Source organism: Pseudomonas sp. WSY_20 (assembly GCF_043104335.1).
Taxonomy (GTDB): domain Bacteria; phylum Pseudomonadota; class Gammaproteobacteria; order Pseudomonadales; family Pseudomonadaceae; genus Aquipseudomonas; species Aquipseudomonas parafulva_B.
The window spans coordinates 41,405-57,226 of record NZ_JBICKP010000064.1 but is presented as its reverse complement, the minus strand read 5'-3'; the positions used below and the strand labels follow the sequence as shown (position 1 = coordinate 57,226).

General features: G+C 60.0%; 10 protein-coding genes. 8 read left to right on the top strand and 2 right to left on the bottom strand.

Annotated features, from left to right (window positions below):
- Positions 1–5 precede the first annotated feature (5 nt).
- Positions 6–1,097, top strand: a complete 1,092-nt coding sequence (gene xenA / locus ACF8E5_RS15515) for a xenobiotic reductase XenA (protein ID WP_027914248.1) — start codon at positions 6–8, stop codon at positions 1,095–1,097.
- Positions 1,098–1,106: 9 nt separating this feature from the next.
- Here xenA and ACF8E5_RS15510 read toward each other — a convergent pair whose 3' ends face one another.
- Entirely contained in the window at positions 1,107–1,994 is an 888-nt protein-coding gene (locus tag ACF8E5_RS15510; RefSeq protein ID WP_392475500.1) for a LysR family transcriptional regulator, read from the bottom strand.
- A 141-nt stretch (positions 1,995–2,135) separates the two neighbouring features.
- Here ACF8E5_RS15510 and moaB point away from each other — a divergent pair, with 141 nt between their 5' ends.
- Positions 2,136–2,651 (top strand): molybdenum cofactor biosynthesis protein B, encoded by a 516-nt coding sequence (gene moaB / locus ACF8E5_RS15505; RefSeq protein ID WP_078478147.1) that lies wholly within the window; start codon positions 2,136–2,138, stop codon positions 2,649–2,651.
- Positions 2,652–2,783: 132 nt separating this feature from the next.
- Here moaB and ACF8E5_RS15500 read toward each other — a convergent pair whose 3' ends face one another.
- Positions 2,784–7,463, bottom strand: coding sequence for a dermonecrotic toxin domain-containing protein (locus ACF8E5_RS15500; protein WP_392475499.1), 4,680 nt, complete (start codon positions 7,461–7,463; stop codon positions 2,784–2,786).
- 250 nt (positions 7,464–7,713) lie between these two features.
- Here ACF8E5_RS15500 and ihfB point away from each other — a divergent pair, with 250 nt between their 5' ends.
- From ihfB to ACF8E5_RS15470, 6 genes are all read left to right on the top strand, one after another.
- Complete coding sequence (ihfB, locus tag ACF8E5_RS15495; protein WP_392475498.1) at positions 7,714–8,010, top strand: integration host factor subunit beta; 297 nt, start codon at positions 7,714–7,716, stop codon at positions 8,008–8,010.
- Between the two features lie 18 nt (positions 8,011–8,028).
- Positions 8,029–8,292, top strand: a complete 264-nt coding sequence (locus tag ACF8E5_RS15490) for a lipopolysaccharide assembly protein LapA domain-containing protein (protein WP_078478149.1) — start codon at positions 8,029–8,031, stop codon at positions 8,290–8,292.
- A gap of 101 nt (positions 8,293–8,393) precedes the next feature.
- Positions 8,394–9,830 carry an MBL fold metallo-hydrolase RNA specificity domain-containing protein gene (locus tag ACF8E5_RS15485; RefSeq protein WP_058638475.1) on the top strand — a complete coding sequence of 479 codons (1,437 nt, stop codon included), beginning with the start codon at positions 8,394–8,396 and terminating at the stop codon, positions 9,828–9,830.
- A 255-nt stretch (positions 9,831–10,085) separates the two neighbouring features.
- Positions 10,086–12,650, top strand: coding sequence for an acyltransferase family protein (locus tag ACF8E5_RS15480; protein ID WP_392475497.1), 2,565 nt, complete (start codon positions 10,086–10,088; stop codon positions 12,648–12,650).
- Positions 12,651–12,888: 238 nt separating this feature from the next.
- Positions 12,889–14,331 carry a mannose-1-phosphate guanylyltransferase/mannose-6-phosphate isomerase gene (locus tag ACF8E5_RS15475; RefSeq protein ID WP_058638473.1) on the top strand — a complete coding sequence of 481 codons (1,443 nt, stop codon included), beginning with the start codon at positions 12,889–12,891 and terminating at the stop codon, positions 14,329–14,331.
- Positions 14,332–14,454: 123 nt separating this feature from the next.
- Positions 14,455–15,816 carry a phosphomannomutase gene (locus ACF8E5_RS15470; RefSeq protein ID WP_392475496.1) on the top strand — a complete coding sequence of 454 codons (1,362 nt, stop codon included), beginning with the start codon at positions 14,455–14,457 and terminating at the stop codon, positions 15,814–15,816.
- Positions 15,817–15,822 lie beyond the last annotated feature (6 nt).

The window sequence follows — 15,822 nt, the reverse complement described above, 5'->3', positions numbered from 1 at the left end:
GTTCCATGGCAGCCCTGTTCGAACCCTATACCCTCAAAGACGTCACCCTGCGCAACCGCATCGCCATCCCGCCGATGTGCCAATACCGCGCTGAAGACGGCATGATCAACGACTGGCACCACGTGCACCTGGCTGGCATGGCCCGGGGCGGTGCCGGTCTATTGGTAGTCGAGGCCACGGCAGTATCGCCCGAAGGCCGCATTACCCCAGGCTGCGCCGGTATCTGGAGCGATGCCCACGCCCAGGCGTTCGTGCCCGTGGTGCAGGCGATCAAGGCGGCGGGCTCCGTGCCAGGCATCCAGATCGCCCACGCCGGTCGCAAGGCCAGCGCCAACCGCCCATGGGAAGGCGATGATCACATCGCGGTCGATGATCCACGCGGCTGGGAAACCATCGCCCCGTCGGCCATCGCCTTCGGTGCCAACCTGCCCAAGGTGCCGCGCGCCATGACCCTGGACGACATCGCTCGGGTCAAGCAGGACTTCGTCGATGCAGCCCGCCGCGCGCGCGACGCCGGCTTTGAGTGGATCGAGCTGCACTTTGCCCACGGTTACCTGGGCCAGAGCTTCTTCTCCGAGCACTCCAACCAGCGCACCGATGCCTACGGTGGCAGCTTCGAGAACCGCAGCCGGTTCCTGCTCGAAACCCTGGCAGCGGTACGCGAAGTGTGGCCTGAGCACCTGCCGTTGACCGCTCGCTTCGGGGTGCTGGAATACGATGGTCGTGACGAGCAAACCCTGGAAGAGTCGATCGAGCTGGCGCGCCGCTTCAAGGCGGGCGGCCTGGACCTGCTCAGCGTAAGCGTGGGCTTCACCATCCCCGACACCAACATTCCATGGGGCCCAGCCTTCATGGGCCCGATTGCCGAACGCGTGCGCCGCGAAGCGGGTATCCCCGTCACCTCGGCATGGGGCTTTGGCAAACCGGAATTGGCAGAAGCGGCCGTACGTGCCGAACAACTGGACCTGGTCTCGGTCGGGCGTGCGCATCTGGCTGACCCGCACTGGGCTTATTTCGCGGCCAAGGAGCTGGGGGTGGAGAAAGCTGCATGGACCTTGCCAGCGCCCTATGCACACTGGCTTGAACGGTATCGCTAAGGGTCGCGGTCAGGGCGTTTGAAGTGCCACCTGCGCCTCGGCGAAGCACTGCTCGGCAATCGCCGAGCGGGGCTCGCTGCGGCGCAATAACAGGCCCACCGGGCTGTGGATGGCAGCATCGGTGACCGGCACGATGCGCAGGTGCTCGCTAAGGCCTTCCAGGCCGCACCCCAGCGGCATGATGGCGCAGCACAGGCCAGTGGTGATGGCCTGGATCAGCTGGAAGCTGGAGTCGCTTTCCAGTACAGCGTTCGGTTCCAGGCCGCGGCTACGGAAGCTCAAGTCAAGCGACTGCCGGTAATGCATGCCCTTGCTCAACAGGCCCAGCGGCGTATAGCCCAGTTGGTCCCAGTGCAGGCTTTGGGCCTCGAACTGAAAATGCCGGGTATCGTGCAGCAGGCCCATGGTAGTGGTACCCAGCTCGATGACGTCGAAAAACTGCGTGTTGACCTGGTCCAGGTAGCAGATGCCCAAGTCCAGTTGATTACGGCTCAGACCGTCGATCACCTGCTCGGAGCTTAGGGAACTGAGTTCGAAGTGCAGGCCCGGGTACTTGGCCCGCAACGGCAACAGCAGTTGCATCGGGTTGAAACTGGCCAGCGGCACCGTGCCCAGGCGCAGGCTCCCGACCACCTGACCGCGGCAATGGGCAGCTTCGGCGTGCAAACCGTCATGGGCGGCCAGCAGGGTCCGCGCCCAGGCCAGAATGCGTTCGCCCGCCTCGGTGAACCCTTCGAACCGCTGACCGCGCTTGACCAGCACCAGGTCCAGTTCGTCTTCCAGGTTACGCAGGCGCATGGACAGCGTGGGCTGGGTGATGTGGCACAACGCAGCCGCCTGGCCAAAATGGCGAGTCTGGTCCAGGGCGATGAGAAACTTCAGTTGCTTGATATCCATGCCTGCGCCTGCTAAAGGGTTACGCCGACAGTAACGTACCGTGGCGATAGATGCCATCGATCGAGCCGTTTGCGCTATCGATTGGACGCTGGCAGCGCCTGTTACTAGCGTGGCCGTAACCCCACTGCAAGGAGCTGTGCTGTGCGTGTTCAACCCAATGCGGTTTTCGTGCCGCTCAACATCGCTGTCTTGACCGTCAGCGATACCCGCACTGTCGAGAACGACACATCAGGTGCACTGCTGGCGGATCGCTTGGTGCAGGTGGGGCACCGCCTGATTGCACGGGTTCTGCTCAAGGATGACGTCTACAAGATACGCGCCCAGGTGGCGACCTGGATTGCCGACGAGCAGGTGCAGGCAGTGTTGATCACCGGTGGAACAGGCTTTAGTGGCAGGGACAGCACCCCGGAGGCGGTCGAATGCCTGCTCGAACGGCGCGTGGACGGGTTCGGCGAGTTGTTCCGTGCGCTGTCCATTCTGGATGTCGGCGCCTCGACCGTGCACAGCCGCGCCTTGGCAGGGCTGAGCAATCGCACGCTGGTCTGTTGTCTGTCAGGTTATACCGGGGCCTGTCGTACTGCCTGGGAAGGCATTCTTGCCGAACAGCTCGACGCCCGGCATCGGCCTTGCAATTTCGTCAAGCATTTGCGGGTTTAGCAGAGCGTCGTGCCTATCAAGGCTCTCCGGCTCAGCAGCATCCACCGGCCGCTAAGCGGCTTTGCCGGGGCGCCGAACTGGCTGCGCGCTAGCCCCGATTGCTCGCAGCCGTCAAGGCACGTCGGCGACTGGTCAGTTGAAAGGAATCACCCCACGTGCCTGAGCGTAGGTCAGGTTGCCACGGTGAATACGTAACTCCTCGCCCATGGCAGCGCTTCTGACCTGTTCCCTGTAACCCAGCTTGCGCTGCTGCCACAGTTTCAGATGACCTTTGCCGAACGCCGTCGGCGCGGCACCCGCATCATTGAAGTGAAAGTGCGCGGCCCACAGCGGCTTGCCGCGCTCGCTGCCCGGCGCTTCGAGCACATCGATGCGGTATTCATCAAGATAATCTTCGGCCAGTGGCTGCCGCGGCCCCTGATAGGTCACACGTAACAGCCCTTGCTTGTGCAAGTAGTGCAAGCCTTCTGCGCTGGGAAAGCGTGTGGTGCTGTGCAGTTTGACCAGCATCTCGCGTTTACCCTCGCGCAAGCTCACCAGGGCATCGTCCAGGCGCTGCAGCAGTTCAGATTCAGCTTCGCTGTCGGCGAGCTGATCCCGCAGTGTCTGCACTTCCCCGATCTGGGCATCGAGCATTGACGTCAATGAATGGCTATCGACATCTTCTTCAACCAGCTTGCGCGCGTTGGCAAGTACGTTCTGATTCTGAGCAAGCATGCCTTCAGCCAGCGCTTGTTCCTGACGCTCGCTCTCCGGTGTAGGCGCTCTGGGTGGCGATGAGGTGCCAGCAGCTGGCAATCTTTCGACCCACGTACCACTTTCCCGGGTAAAGGTATGCAGTACAGTCTTGCTGAAGGTCCCGCGAACTTGCAGCACAGGCCGCCCCTCTACGATCGACTCCGAACCGATCACCGTCTGGCCGTTCGCTGTTGTAGCCACTTGTAACGCCTGGCGGGGATAGACCGGCCGGGTGGTGGAGTGCTGCTGGCCGACGGCCTGCTCCCGCAATGCGGTAACCAGCGCGTCGCCCGCCATGGTCTTGAGCTCGACCATTTGCTGCCGATACGCCTCCAGGCGCCCGATATCCACAAGTTCGCTGCCCAGCTGGGCAATGCGCTGACTGTTGAGGATGGCCGCCGAATATTCATCCCAGGCACTCTGCAGAATGTCGATACGCTGAGCAGTCTGCAGATCGGCGAACATGGACAGGTGGTGAGAATTAGCGGCCACCCGCAGGCGCTCCCCAGCGAGTGCAGCCCTGAACACCGCATAGTGCGAATAGTCTTGCAAGGCTTCAAAACGCAGCGCCAGCTCAACCAAACCCATGGCTTGGAAGAACCGTATGTTTACCGTGGTAGTGGTGCGCGTTTCGATGATCTGGGCAACGGTCCTGTCCGTTTTTCGAATGCTCGGTGCCGTCATGTCCAGATCGGTAACGGCAAGCAGCCGATCAAGCGCCGCTGTATATTCAATGATCAAAGGCTGGTCGATAACCATGCTTTCAAGTACTTCACGGTACTGCTCATACGCAGCTTGCCGCTCCTGCGGCAAGGCGTCATTGAGCGCCGTGGTCAGTCGATCGTACTCGGCGAACCTGCCGGTATACAGCTGCTCTTCGATGATGAACTGCGCATAACCAATCAAATTGCGCCTTACATCTGCCAACGCTCGCCGCTGTTCTGGTGCATTGCGGGTGCTTGCCATATAGCTACGGTCATCAAGCAGCGCAACCATGTTGCGCTCGGCCTCAAGGTAGTTCTGGAAAATGCCTACAGCGGCTTCGATACGCTGGTGACGCAAGTCCTTTATCTGGTCCAGCAACTCCGTATGCCGTTTGGCGAACAGACTGGTTGCCCGCTCGAACTGAGCACGCTGTTCAGGATCTTGCGGCGGCGGTTGCTTGAGCCGCTCCTCCACTTTCAGCCATTGCGCACGAGCAGCCTCGATACGTTGGCGCAAGCTTTCATATTCAGCAGCGCCTCTATCGGCGTTGGCGAGGCTTTGCTCGACCGCCTGCAGCGCCGTCTGGATCCGGGTTACCAAGCGTTCGCGCAATCGCTGCCGGGTGCTTGAGCCGGGTCGGTCCCCGCCGCCTCGCAGTCGCGTGTCGATACGCCAACCTTGTGAGTCACGCCTGATCGGTGGCCCCTGCCTGCCATCCGGGCCGATGATGCGGGTAAGCCCATCGGCAGACTCGACCGCATAAACTTGTCCTTGCAGCCGCACATAGAGCCCATGCTCAAGTTCATACAGCCCGTCGAGAGGCCCTTGCTCGATCGCCGATTGGCCCTCCAGGCTTACCGAGGCCGCCATGGCGTGCAGTTGCGTGCGTTGAGCGCCGGACAGCGCGTCGAAACCCTGAGCGCCCCGCCACGAAAAATCGAGTTGAGTGGTCGCTTGGGCCTGCAGCGCCTCGACAGGAGCCACACTGCCCGGCTCAGGCAGCGGCAACGGATCGGCATCGCCGCCCAAGCGGATCGAAGCTGCATCGACCGTCAGTGCAGTTGCCCCGGCATGCGGCGGCTCGGTTTTGGGCAGCTGTGCATGGATCAACACCATCAGTGTGTTGTTGAGCAGATCCACCACAGCTTGGGTTCGATCCGTAGCGCTGCCTTCAAGCAGCAATTTCAGGTCTTCGGCTATGGCATTTATACCGATGTACAGCAAAGCAATCGAAGAGATCGGCCCCGGGAGCACGGGCGCGACCACGTTAAGCAATTGCCAGGCGAACGTCTTGATCGACCGCCAGCGTACCTCACTGTTGCTCATGGCACTGCGATCGGCCAGTTCGAGCAGCATCGCGCGCCTGGCTTCGAACAGGTTCGCATCAATGTCATCGGTCCAGAACGTCAGGGCGGGTTCGACCGGGGCCGGTTTGTCCAGGTGCTCATACGGGTCGAACACCCAGTGCGGCAGGTGAGGCTCTTTGAAGCCACCGTTGTCGTACACGTCGCGGTGCGTTTGGTCCAGCCAAGCCAGCACGCCTTCCTGCACGCGGCCGGGCCGGGCAATCTCCTGCATGAGGGCTTGCGGGTTCTTGAACTGTTTGAGCGCACCTTTGTACATCGGGCAATACAGCAACAGCGCGCCGCTATCGGCCACCTGAATGACAAAGAAACCGTGCGCCTTGTCGATCAGCTGCGAGTCGGGCGAGCGCTTGAAGGCCAGGGGCGCGATGGCCAATGCTTGCTCATCGCTTGCGGGTACACGGCAGAAACTGGCCACCGCCTCATAGCTGTGTGGGTCGATATGCCGGGCACAGAGTGCGTAGGCGGCATCGAGCATCAGCCCCCTTCGCCAGTGCGCGGTAAAGGCGGCGAGGTGCGTGGCTTTGTACTGTTCATCCCCAAGCAAGCCATCGAGGTAGCGCGGGTAGTTGCCGCCTATGTCAACAGTGGCAACCAATTGGCGCAAGTACTCGGGGTCAAGCCAGGCAGGGAGCTCTTCATGAGTGCGATGGGCTACAGCTGCCACAGGGCTCGCGCCGGTTGCCTCAAGGCGACCGATGGCGTACTCGGTCAAGGTCAGCGTTTTGCTTTCTATCAGTTGTGGGAACCCCAGCCCATGGCCGTCATTGGCGTAGGTATTGACGGTCAGTATCAACTCGTCCGCGTCGAAGGCGCCGTCAGCAGGATGATCGGCCAGCATCTGTTCACGCAACGTGTGCCGTGCGTAGGTATGCAGGTCGTCCGGCTCTGTGGGGCACTGGGCATTGCCCTGGGAAGCTTGTAACACACAGACGTCCAGCAGCGCCTGCAGATAGCGGCTCTGCCCGTTGAAGTCGGCGTTCAACAGCTTCTCAGGCAACTCTATGGCCAGCTTTTGAATGGGCAGATCGGCCAATTGGGCGAAGAACGGCGAGGGGTCGACCACGGCCTGGTAGGCCGAGGCCAACTCATCTACCGTGTTCAGATCGCTCAACCGTACGCGGTTCAATCGCGACAACAGGATTTCGAGCAGCACGCTGGACAACAAGGCAAACGCGTTGCCGTCGGCTTCGTAAAGCGCCCACGAAAAACCGTCGTCGGTCTCCGTCAGCCTGTGTTGCGTCTGCAGGTAGGCACCAAAAGCGTCTAGTGAACTGAAGCCTTTCACACCGCCTGCGCTCGTGCACCAGAGTGTCACGTTGGCCACTTCGCTACTGGCGCTCACCAGCAGCCCAGGCAGCAGTTCACGGGTGCTGCCTTGGTCGAGGCGCCGATGTATGCGTACGGCGTGCACAGCGAAACCTTCAGTTCTTTCGAGAAGCAGATCGTTCAAGCACCGGCGCTCATCGGCGGTCAATGTCTGATCGGTCAGCCCACTCAGAAGCCCAGCGCGAAGCACCTGTTGAACCCAAGTGTCGTGATCATTGCCGTTGCCTGCATTCCAGTAATCGATCTGAGCCTGTTCAAAGCACGTATGAAGGGTCGGTAGAAACGCGTTGAATGCGTCGTTCAGCGTGCCGGGGTCGACGAGGTCATCATCGGCTGTTTCGCACGCGTCGGGGATGGCAAAAAAACGAAGCGGTGGTTTAAGGCTGAAGCGGTCCTGGCTGGAAAAGTCCACCGGCGCATTATCAAGAAAGCGTTGCAGTACAACGTCGACCAGCGGGGTGACTGTCCAGTAGCCGTCAATGTGCCAGCGAAGAAATTTCAGTGGCTCAGCACACTTCATGTCGGGGCGGTGAACAGCCACCTTGGGGTAATGCGCGATGATAAGGTTCATCAGTTGCTCACCTACCACCTGGCGCAAGGTGGGGCGGCTTGCAAAGCGCAGGGCGACGGCACGATTGAGGTCATGTGCAGGTGGAGAGGGGAGGGCAGAGGGCATGCGTGGAGCTCCTTGTGGGTTCTTTCCACAATGTTCCAAGCGTGCCACGGCACTCGGTGCTATCTATATGCTGCACATCGGTCCCAGGCCTTTGGCTGCGCCCAGGCACGACGCGTTGCTGTCCACTCTTGCCCGGCAGGCTGGACCAACATTCTTCGAATAAGTCAAGAACCGACCTGTTCAAATCCCTCGCACCGTGCTACAAACTGGTTAAGCAATGATCTAGCTGCTTGATAACGAAGGGAAAATCATGACGAAGTCGGAGCTGATCGAACGTATTGTCACCCATCAAGGGCTACTCTCGTCCAAGGACGTAGAGCTGGCCATCAAGACCATGCTTGAACAGATGTCACAATGCCTTGCTACCGGTGATCGCATCGAGATCCGCGGTTTTGGCAGCTTCTCGCTGCATTATCGGGCACCACGGGTAGGTCGCAACCCCAAGACCGGCCAGTCGGTCAGCCTCGAAGGCAAGTTCGTTCCGCACTTCAAACCCGGCAAGGAATTGCGTGATCGGGTCAATGAAGAAGACGAGGCCAATACCTGATTCCCTAGGAGCAACCCGATGCGTAACCTCAAGCGTGCACTGGCAGCTGTCTTCGTCCTGCTGCTGGCGGCTGTAGTGCTGTTCTTCGTGCTGGAAAACCAGCAGACCGTAGCCTTGACCCTGTTTGGCTGGGTTGCGCCACAGGTGCCGGTGGCAGTGGTGGTGCTGGCCGCGTTGATCATTGGCCTGGCCGTTGGGCCTTTGCTGGGCGCCTATGGTGTGCAGCGCAGCAAGCGCAAAATCCGGGCTTCGGCCCGCGAAGCGGCGCTGAGCGGCAGGTGAGGATTTTTCTTATAGTGCTTTAGGAAATGTCTGCCTATTAAAGCCACGGTCACCATGGACTAATTGCCCACTTCGTTTTAGCCCCGGCGAGAGTGCGCAGCATGGATTACCCCGGCCTAACCCACCACGGCGCTGTACGCGGCGTGACGGGTTCCTGCCATCAGCTTCATCTTGGCCCTGGCGTCAGCCTGCTGGTCGACTGCGGTGCCGAGCAGGGCGCCGATGTAACGCCGGGCGCGCAGGGCAGCGCGCTTGGGTTCGACATCACCGGCGTCCAGGCCCTGATCGTCACGCACGTGCACCTGGACCACGTAGGCCGCATTCCGGCATTGCTGGCCAAGGGGTACCGCGGCCTTATCTATTGCAGCGAGCCCTCTGCCAAGTTACTGCCCCTGGTGCTCGAAGACGCCTTCAAACTCGGCATCGACAGCGCACCTGCCCAGGTAGCCCGCTACATCGCCCTGGTGCATAGTCTGATCGTGCCCTTGCCCTTCGGGCACTGGCACGCCGTGGTTCAGCACCCGCAGGTGGCCTGCGCCATCCGCTTGCAGCGTGCCGGTCACCTTTTGGGTTCTGCCTACGTCGAATGCGACATCCAGCACGGGCCAAACAACACGCGCTATGTATTTTCAGGTGACCTGGGCCCCGGCAACGATCCCTTGCTGCGCCCCTTGCAGCCCCCGGAGCGTGCCGATGTGCTGGTGCTGGAAAGCACCTATGGCGACCGCCTTCACCCACCCACGGGTGATCGCATCCAGCGATTGGAAGCGGCCATCGACCGCGCGCTGGCCGATCACGGCACCTTGCTGATCCCGGCCTTCAGCCTGGGGCGCACCCAGGCACTGCTCCATGATCTTGAAGATGTCCTGCACCGCAAGGCCCTGCTGGGCAAGACGGGCCCCTCGCCACAAGGCGAACCCGTGGATTGGTCGCAGCTGCCGATCATTCTCGATTCGCCCCTGGCCCAGCGCATCACCCAGGCCTACCGCGACCTGCACCCTTATTGGAACGAACAGGCCAGGGCGCGCTTGGCAGGTGGCCGCGACCCGCTCGCATTCGGCCAGCTGATCAGCGTAGACACCCACGCCCGCCACCAGCAGGTGGTCAACTACCTCAAAAGCACCGGCCGGCCCGCCATCGTCATTGCAGGCAATGGCATGTGCTCGGGCGGGCGCATCGTCAATTACCTCAAGGGCATGCTGGGCGACCCCAGGCATGAAGTGATGTTCGTAGGCCACCAGGCCAAGGGGACGCCTGGGGCGGTGATTCAGGCCAGCTGTAGGGCGCCGGGTGTGGTGCAGGTGGAACTGGAGGGGCGGGGTTACGCTATCGCAGCCAAAGTCCTGAACGCGTCGGGGTACTCGGGGCATGCCGACCAGGCGGGGTTAGTGGCGTTTGCAACGGGGATGATGCAAGCACCCCATGCGGTGGTGCTGGTGCACGGCGAGCGCACAGCAAAGGTTGCCTTGTCCAAGGCACTGGCACGCTGCTATCGGCGCCTGCAATGGCCCACGAAGATCAGCATTCCGGAAGATTAGGCAGACAGGGGTGAATTATTTTCTGGGTTTGAACTCTGATGGCACGGTTTGCAGTCACGTCGCAGGTGAGTATTTGCGAGGGTTGCGCGCAGTCCACCTTAGCCGGTGCATCGTGCGGGGCTCATCCATAGGCCGTTGCCGTCCAAAAAACCAGCCCCCGTGCTATTTTAAGCACCGCTTGGGACCAGCCCGGCCGTATGAGAACAAGACGCCAATTTCTCTCCTCACAGACGATTCAGCAGTTTAGGACACAACATGATCCAGAAAGTGCCGGGGCAAAGCGCTCATGGTTCCTACTACCCCTATATAGACGGCTTACGTGCATTTGCCGTTTTGTCGGTAGTGATCTATCACCTGCATGCCGCATGGCTTCCCGGCGGTTTCGTCGGCGTTGACGTCTTTTTCGTCATTTCGGGCTTCATTGTAAGCGCTTCCATCGCCAATTACCGAAGTGGCTCGATTTTACAGTTTTTTGCGTTTTTCTATGCCCGTCGCATCAAGCGGATCTTCCCTGCACTGATTGTGTGTCTCTTGCTCACAGCGTATGTGTCCGCGTTGTTCATTCCATCTTCTTGGCTGAGCAATGTCAACCAACAAACTGGACTCTATGCTTTTCTAGGCATAAGTAATTTCATCTTAGCCGGCACCGGTCGCGACTATTTCGCACCTACCGCCGAATTCAACCCCTACACCCATACCTGGTCATTGGCTGTGGAGGAACAGTTTTACTTAGTGTTTCCAGTTTTGTACTTGGCATGGATGGGCGGGGCTCACACGCGTTGGCGTTCTGTCGTGCTGTTCGGTATCGGGCTGGCGGCGTCCATAGGCTTTTCCGCCTGGCAAACTCAAGTCAGCCCGACGCAGGCATTTTTCTTGAGCCCTGGCCGTTTTTGGGAGCTGGCAAGCGGTGTGCTGCTGTACCAGTACATCAGCCGGAACCCTTGTGATCACACAACCTACACGCCCGCTCAATGGTGGCGAACAGGATTAGCTGGGCTGTCTCTGTCCGCGCTACTGGTCGCGTTTTGGGTCTCTCGGCCTGAGCACTTCCCCATGCCGGGTGCGCTATTAGCGGTGCTAGGGACGCTTGGCTTGATCTATTCCCTGCATAATCACCCAGAGATTCATGCAATACACCGCCTCATTGGTAGTGCACCATTGGTAATGATAGGGCGCATCTCCTATTCCCTTTACCTCTGGCATTGGCCAGTATTCGTGTTGTTCCGCTGGACCTATGGCCTTGATGCACCAGCCCAGTGGGTGAGCGCTGTTGTAGTAGCTGTGGCATTAGCATGGCTGTCATACCGCTTTGTGGAAACCCCTTTTCGCCGCTCCAAAGTACTGCGTAAATTGCCTCCAACGGGCGTCGTTGTGGGTGGGCTGGCTGTCGTGGGGCTGTCCTGTTGGCTGGCCAGCGGCATCAACAATGCCGTCCCGCAGCTTTCGTTGAGTCAAGTGACAAAGCATCCGGACATCTGGTACCCAGACGGCTATTCGCGCGATCCTAACTACCCAGGTTGCGTTGCAGAACCGGATTGGCACCTTGTGGGCGGCGGCTGGATGTTCAGCTATAACCCTGTAGGGTGCAGGGACGACCGTCCGCGCAATGACGCAAGCCTTTATGTAATCGGCGACTCACATGCGCTTGCCTACGCGAGTATGTTCAAGCAATACGCCATTCGGCATGCAACGCAGATCAATGCTTACAACAACGGGGGTTGTCCTTTCATTAGCCTCCAGCCTGAACGCGATATGGACAACAGCGTCTGCAGACGTAACACCGACGCCGCGCTGGCTGATCTTCGGATGCGTATAAAAGGTGGCGATATCTTATTTCTGCCCTCCCTTAGAATGTGGCGCTTCGTGGATCAGTGGGCGTATATAGGTGATGCGACGGTAAGAAATAAAACGTTTGGCACGCAAGCGGATGCAGATCGCAAACGAACTGAAGACTATGCTGTGTCTGTGCTTAAGGAGTTCACAGACCGGGGAGTACGGGTTGTATTCGAGGCGCCAAAACCTTTGTACAAGGCGCCCCTATTCAGGTGTGCCGACTGGTTCGACCAGGACAATCCAATCTGCGCGCCCGGCTTCGAAATGCCGCGTAGCATGCTCGAGGCATTGAGGGCGCCCGTATTAACGAGCTACGCCAACATCGCTTCGCGTTTGTCCAATGTCGAGGTATGGGACCCGCTTCCCGTTCTGTGTTCAGATGAGGTCTGCAACGCCATGGACGGCAACAAGCCGCTGTTTTTTGACGGTGACCATTTGAGCGGGCATGGCAACATGGTGCTGCTGCCAAGCTTTACCGAGTTCCTCGAGCCGCGGCTAGGTAGATATCCAGCAACGCTGGAGCAGGGCATCGATTTGAACAAGGGTGGCATCCCGGACTTTCTAAAAAAGATTACCGGCTTCTCCCTCACTGAAAACTGGGGACGCTGGACCGACGCCCGCTTAGGACCTGCCAGTCTTGTCTTCGAGCACCCGTTGCCGCCGGCTTTTGTTCTCCAAATCAGCGCCTTGGCCTACGGTCCGAATGTAGGTGTGCCGGTCACGGTAGTAGCGGGTGGCGTCACGCGTCAAGCCGTGTTCAGCGACACTCAAAGCATCCGCAAGATCACCTTCGAGGGAGTCAAGGGGAACACCATTGAAATTATGCCATCGGCTCCGACCAGTCCTAGCGCGCTAGGGGCCAGCGCTGACGAGCGCCTTTTGGGCCTTGGTATTTCAAACGTCAGGTTGCAGCCGGCAGAGGAGCACTCAGCATCGCAGTCATCAAACGCAACTCTGCAGCGGGCGCCATCAAGTGAGCGACTCTGACAGCGCACTGTGGATGCCGATTGGCAGCCTGCTAGGCGGCACGCTGCGCGCAGGGCCGCAGCAGGCAAGACTGGTAGGGGGTTTCCTGATATTCTTTCGGCATATGGACTAGTGCTGGCTGATGCGCTCCGTTAATAGCAGAGCATGCAAAACATTAAGCGTGGTTATCGTCGTGATGAATCAAGCTTTTTCAGTAAATTGTCAGATGCCATGACCGTGGCAGTTAAGGATTAGATATATGGACCTGGTCCCAGTAATTCTTTCAGGTGGCGTCGGCAGCCGGCTATGGCCCGTGTCGCGAGAAGCGCACCCCAAGCCATTCATGACGCTGCCTGGTGGTCAGAACCTCATTCAAAAAACCTTCCTGCGCGCCTCGCGGCTGCCAGGAGTTTCCCAGGTGATGACGGTCACCAACCGTGAACTGTTGTTCAAGACTGAAGACGAATACCGCACGGTCAACCAGAGCGGCCATGCGCAAAGCTACATTCTGGAGCCTTTCGGCCGTAACACGGCAGCCGCTGTTGCCATGGCTGCGCTGCAGCTGCAGAAGGCCCAAGGTGACGACGCGCAGATGCTGGTGCTGGCCGCAGACCATCTGATCCAGGACGAGCAGGCATTTGCCCGCGCGGTTGCCACCGCACAACAGCTGGCCGCCGAGGGCTGGCTGGTGACGTTCGGTATTCAGCCTCAATACCCTGAAACAGGGTTTGGCTACATCGAGGCCTCCCACAGCTGTGGTGAGTCCGGCGGCCTCACCGTCGCCCGCTTCGTCGAAAAACCCGACCTGAAAACGGCCGAAGGCTATATCGCCGCCGGTAACTATTTCTGGAACTCGGGCATGTTCTGCTTCCGGGTTGGTACCGTACTGGCCGAGCTGCACCAGCACGCGCCAGAGGTGCTGGAAGTGGCTCAGCAAACACTGGCAGCCTCGCGCCTGGCCACCAGCGGTGCCGACAGTTGGCTCACGCTGGACACTGAGCAGTTTGCCAAGGCCCCGGACATCTCCATCGACTATGCGCTGATGGAGCGCTCCAGCAAGGTGGCGACAGTACCGTGCGACATCGGCTGGAACGACATCGGCTCCTGGAATGCGGTCAGCGAACTGACCTCGGTCGACCAGGACGGCAACCGTTTCGAAGGCGAAGTCCTCGCTCATGGCGCTAGCAATAACTACGTCAACAGCGAAGGTCGTCTGACGGCATTGGTTGGTGTAAAGGATCTGCTGGTCATCGATACACCCGATGCGGTGCTGGTCGCTCACAAGGATCACGCCCAGGACGTCAAGCACATCGTCGGGCAGCTCAAGGCACAATCCCATACGGCTCATCTCCTGCACCAGACGGTACACCGTCCGTGGGGCACCTACACCACGTTGGAAAACGGTGAGCGTTTCAAGATCAAGCGTATCGTCGTCAAGCCAGGGGCATCCCTGTCATTGCAAATGCATCACCACCGCAGTGAGCACTGGATCGTGGTCAGTGGCATGGCCGTCGTGGTCAACGACAACCAGGAGCTGATGCTCAACACCAATGAATCCACGTTCATCCGTGCTGGCCATAAGCACCGCCTGAAAAACCCTGGTGTCATCGATCTGGTGCTGATCGAAGTCCAGAGCGGTGACTACCTGGGCGAAGACGATATTGTCCGCTTCGAAGACAATTACGGCCGCTGCACTAACTAGCCGTCACTGAACCTGCGCCGATCTTTGTTGCCATACGGGCTCGCAACGGCGCGGGGACGGCTCGCGTTTCATTCTTCACCGGTGGCCACCCAAGGGTGGCCTCGGCACTTGAGTTGGAAGACAATGTTCGATCCCATCCAGACCCAATGCTTCAAGGCCTATGACATTCGAGGCCAGGTTCCTTCTCAACTGAACGACGATATTGCCTACCGCATCGGTCGAGCGCTAGTGCTGGAATTGAACGGCAAGGTCTTCGTCGTTGGTCGTGACATGCGCCTGGAAAGCCCCGGTTTGTCGCTGGCGCTGATCAAAGGCCTGACCGAAGGCGGCGCCGACGTGATCGACATCGGCCTGTGCGGTACTGAAGAAGTGTACTTTGCCACCAGCCACCACCAGGCCGACGGCGGCGTGATGATCACCGCCAGCCATAACCCCAAGGGTTACAACGGCATGAAGCTGGTGCGCGAGCAGTCGCGCCCGATCAGCGGCGACACGGGCCTGAACGACATCCGCCAGCGCGTCGAAGCCGGCAGCCTGGGTGAGCCTGCCGCTCAGCCGGGCCAGGTGCGCGAGGTGTTGGACAAGACCGCCTATATCGACCACCTGCTCACCTACGTCAACCTCGACACCCTCAAGCCGCTCAAGGTGCTGGCCGACCCCGGTAACGGCGCTGTAGGCCCGGTGATCGAGCTGCTCAAGGCACGCCTGCCCCTGGACATCACCCTGATCAACGGCGAGCCGGACGGCAACTTCCCCAACGGCATCCCCAACCCGCTGCTGCCAGAAAACCGCGACCTGACCCGTCAGGCCGTGCTCGACACCGGTGCCGACATGGGCATTGCCTTCGACGGCGACTTCGACCGCTGCTTCTTCTTCGACAACCAGGGCCGCTTCATCGAGGGCTACTACGTGGTCGGCCTGCTGGCCGAGATGCTGCTGGCCAAGCACCCTGGCAGCAAGATCATCCACGACCCGCGCCTGACCTGGAACACCATCGAACAGGTAGAAGCAGCCGGTGGCGTGGCCATCCAGAGCAAGACCGGCCATGCCTTCATCAAGGAGCGCATGCGCGCCGAAGACGCCGTATACGGCGGCGAAATGAGCGCCCACCACTACTTCCGCGACTTTGCCTACTGCGACAGCGGCAACATCCCGTGGCTGCTGGTGGCCGAGCTGATGAGCGTGACCGGCAAGACCCTGGCCCAGCTGGTGGACGAGCGTATCGCCAAGTTCCCGTGCAGCGGCGAGATCAACTACGAAGTGGCCGATGTGAAAGGCACCATCGACAAGATCCTGAACCACTACCTGCCGCAAAACCCCAGCGTCGACCGCACCGACGGCATCAGCGTGGCCTTCGCCGACTGGCGTTTCAGCCTGCGCGGCTCCAACACCGAGCCCCTGCTGCGCCTGAACGTGGAAAGCCGGGGTGACCATCCATTGATCGAGCATCGCGTCAATGAGATTGCGCGTTTGATCAGGGGCTGAATAGCC

Bases quoted from the DNA above. Each gene is read 5' to 3' on its own strand.
- ACF8E5_RS15510 (WP_392475500.1), bottom strand. From the start codon at position 1,994: ATGGATATCAAGCAACTGAAGTTTCTCATCGCCCTGGACCAGACTCGC.
- ACF8E5_RS15485 (WP_058638475.1), top strand. From the start codon at position 8,394: ATGGATTACCCCGGCCTAACCCACCACGGCGCTGTACGCGGCGTGACG.
- ACF8E5_RS15480 (WP_392475497.1), top strand. From the start codon at position 10,086: ATGATCCAGAAAGTGCCGGGGCAAAGCGCTCATGGTTCCTACTACCCC.
- ACF8E5_RS15490 (WP_078478149.1), top strand. From the start codon at position 8,029: ATGCGTAACCTCAAGCGTGCACTGGCAGCTGTCTTCGTCCTGCTGCTG.
- xenA (WP_027914248.1), top strand. From the start codon at position 6: ATGGCAGCCCTGTTCGAACCCTATACCCTCAAAGACGTCACCCTGCGC.
- ACF8E5_RS15500 (WP_392475499.1), bottom strand. From the start codon at position 7,463: ATGCCCTCTGCCCTCCCCTCTCCACCTGCACATGACCTCAATCGTGCC.
- ihfB (WP_392475498.1), top strand. From the start codon at position 7,714: ATGACGAAGTCGGAGCTGATCGAACGTATTGTCACCCATCAAGGGCTA.
- ACF8E5_RS15470 (WP_392475496.1), top strand. From the start codon at position 14,455: ATGTTCGATCCCATCCAGACCCAATGCTTCAAGGCCTATGACATTCGA.
- ACF8E5_RS15475 (WP_058638473.1), top strand. From the start codon at position 12,889: ATGGACCTGGTCCCAGTAATTCTTTCAGGTGGCGTCGGCAGCCGGCTA.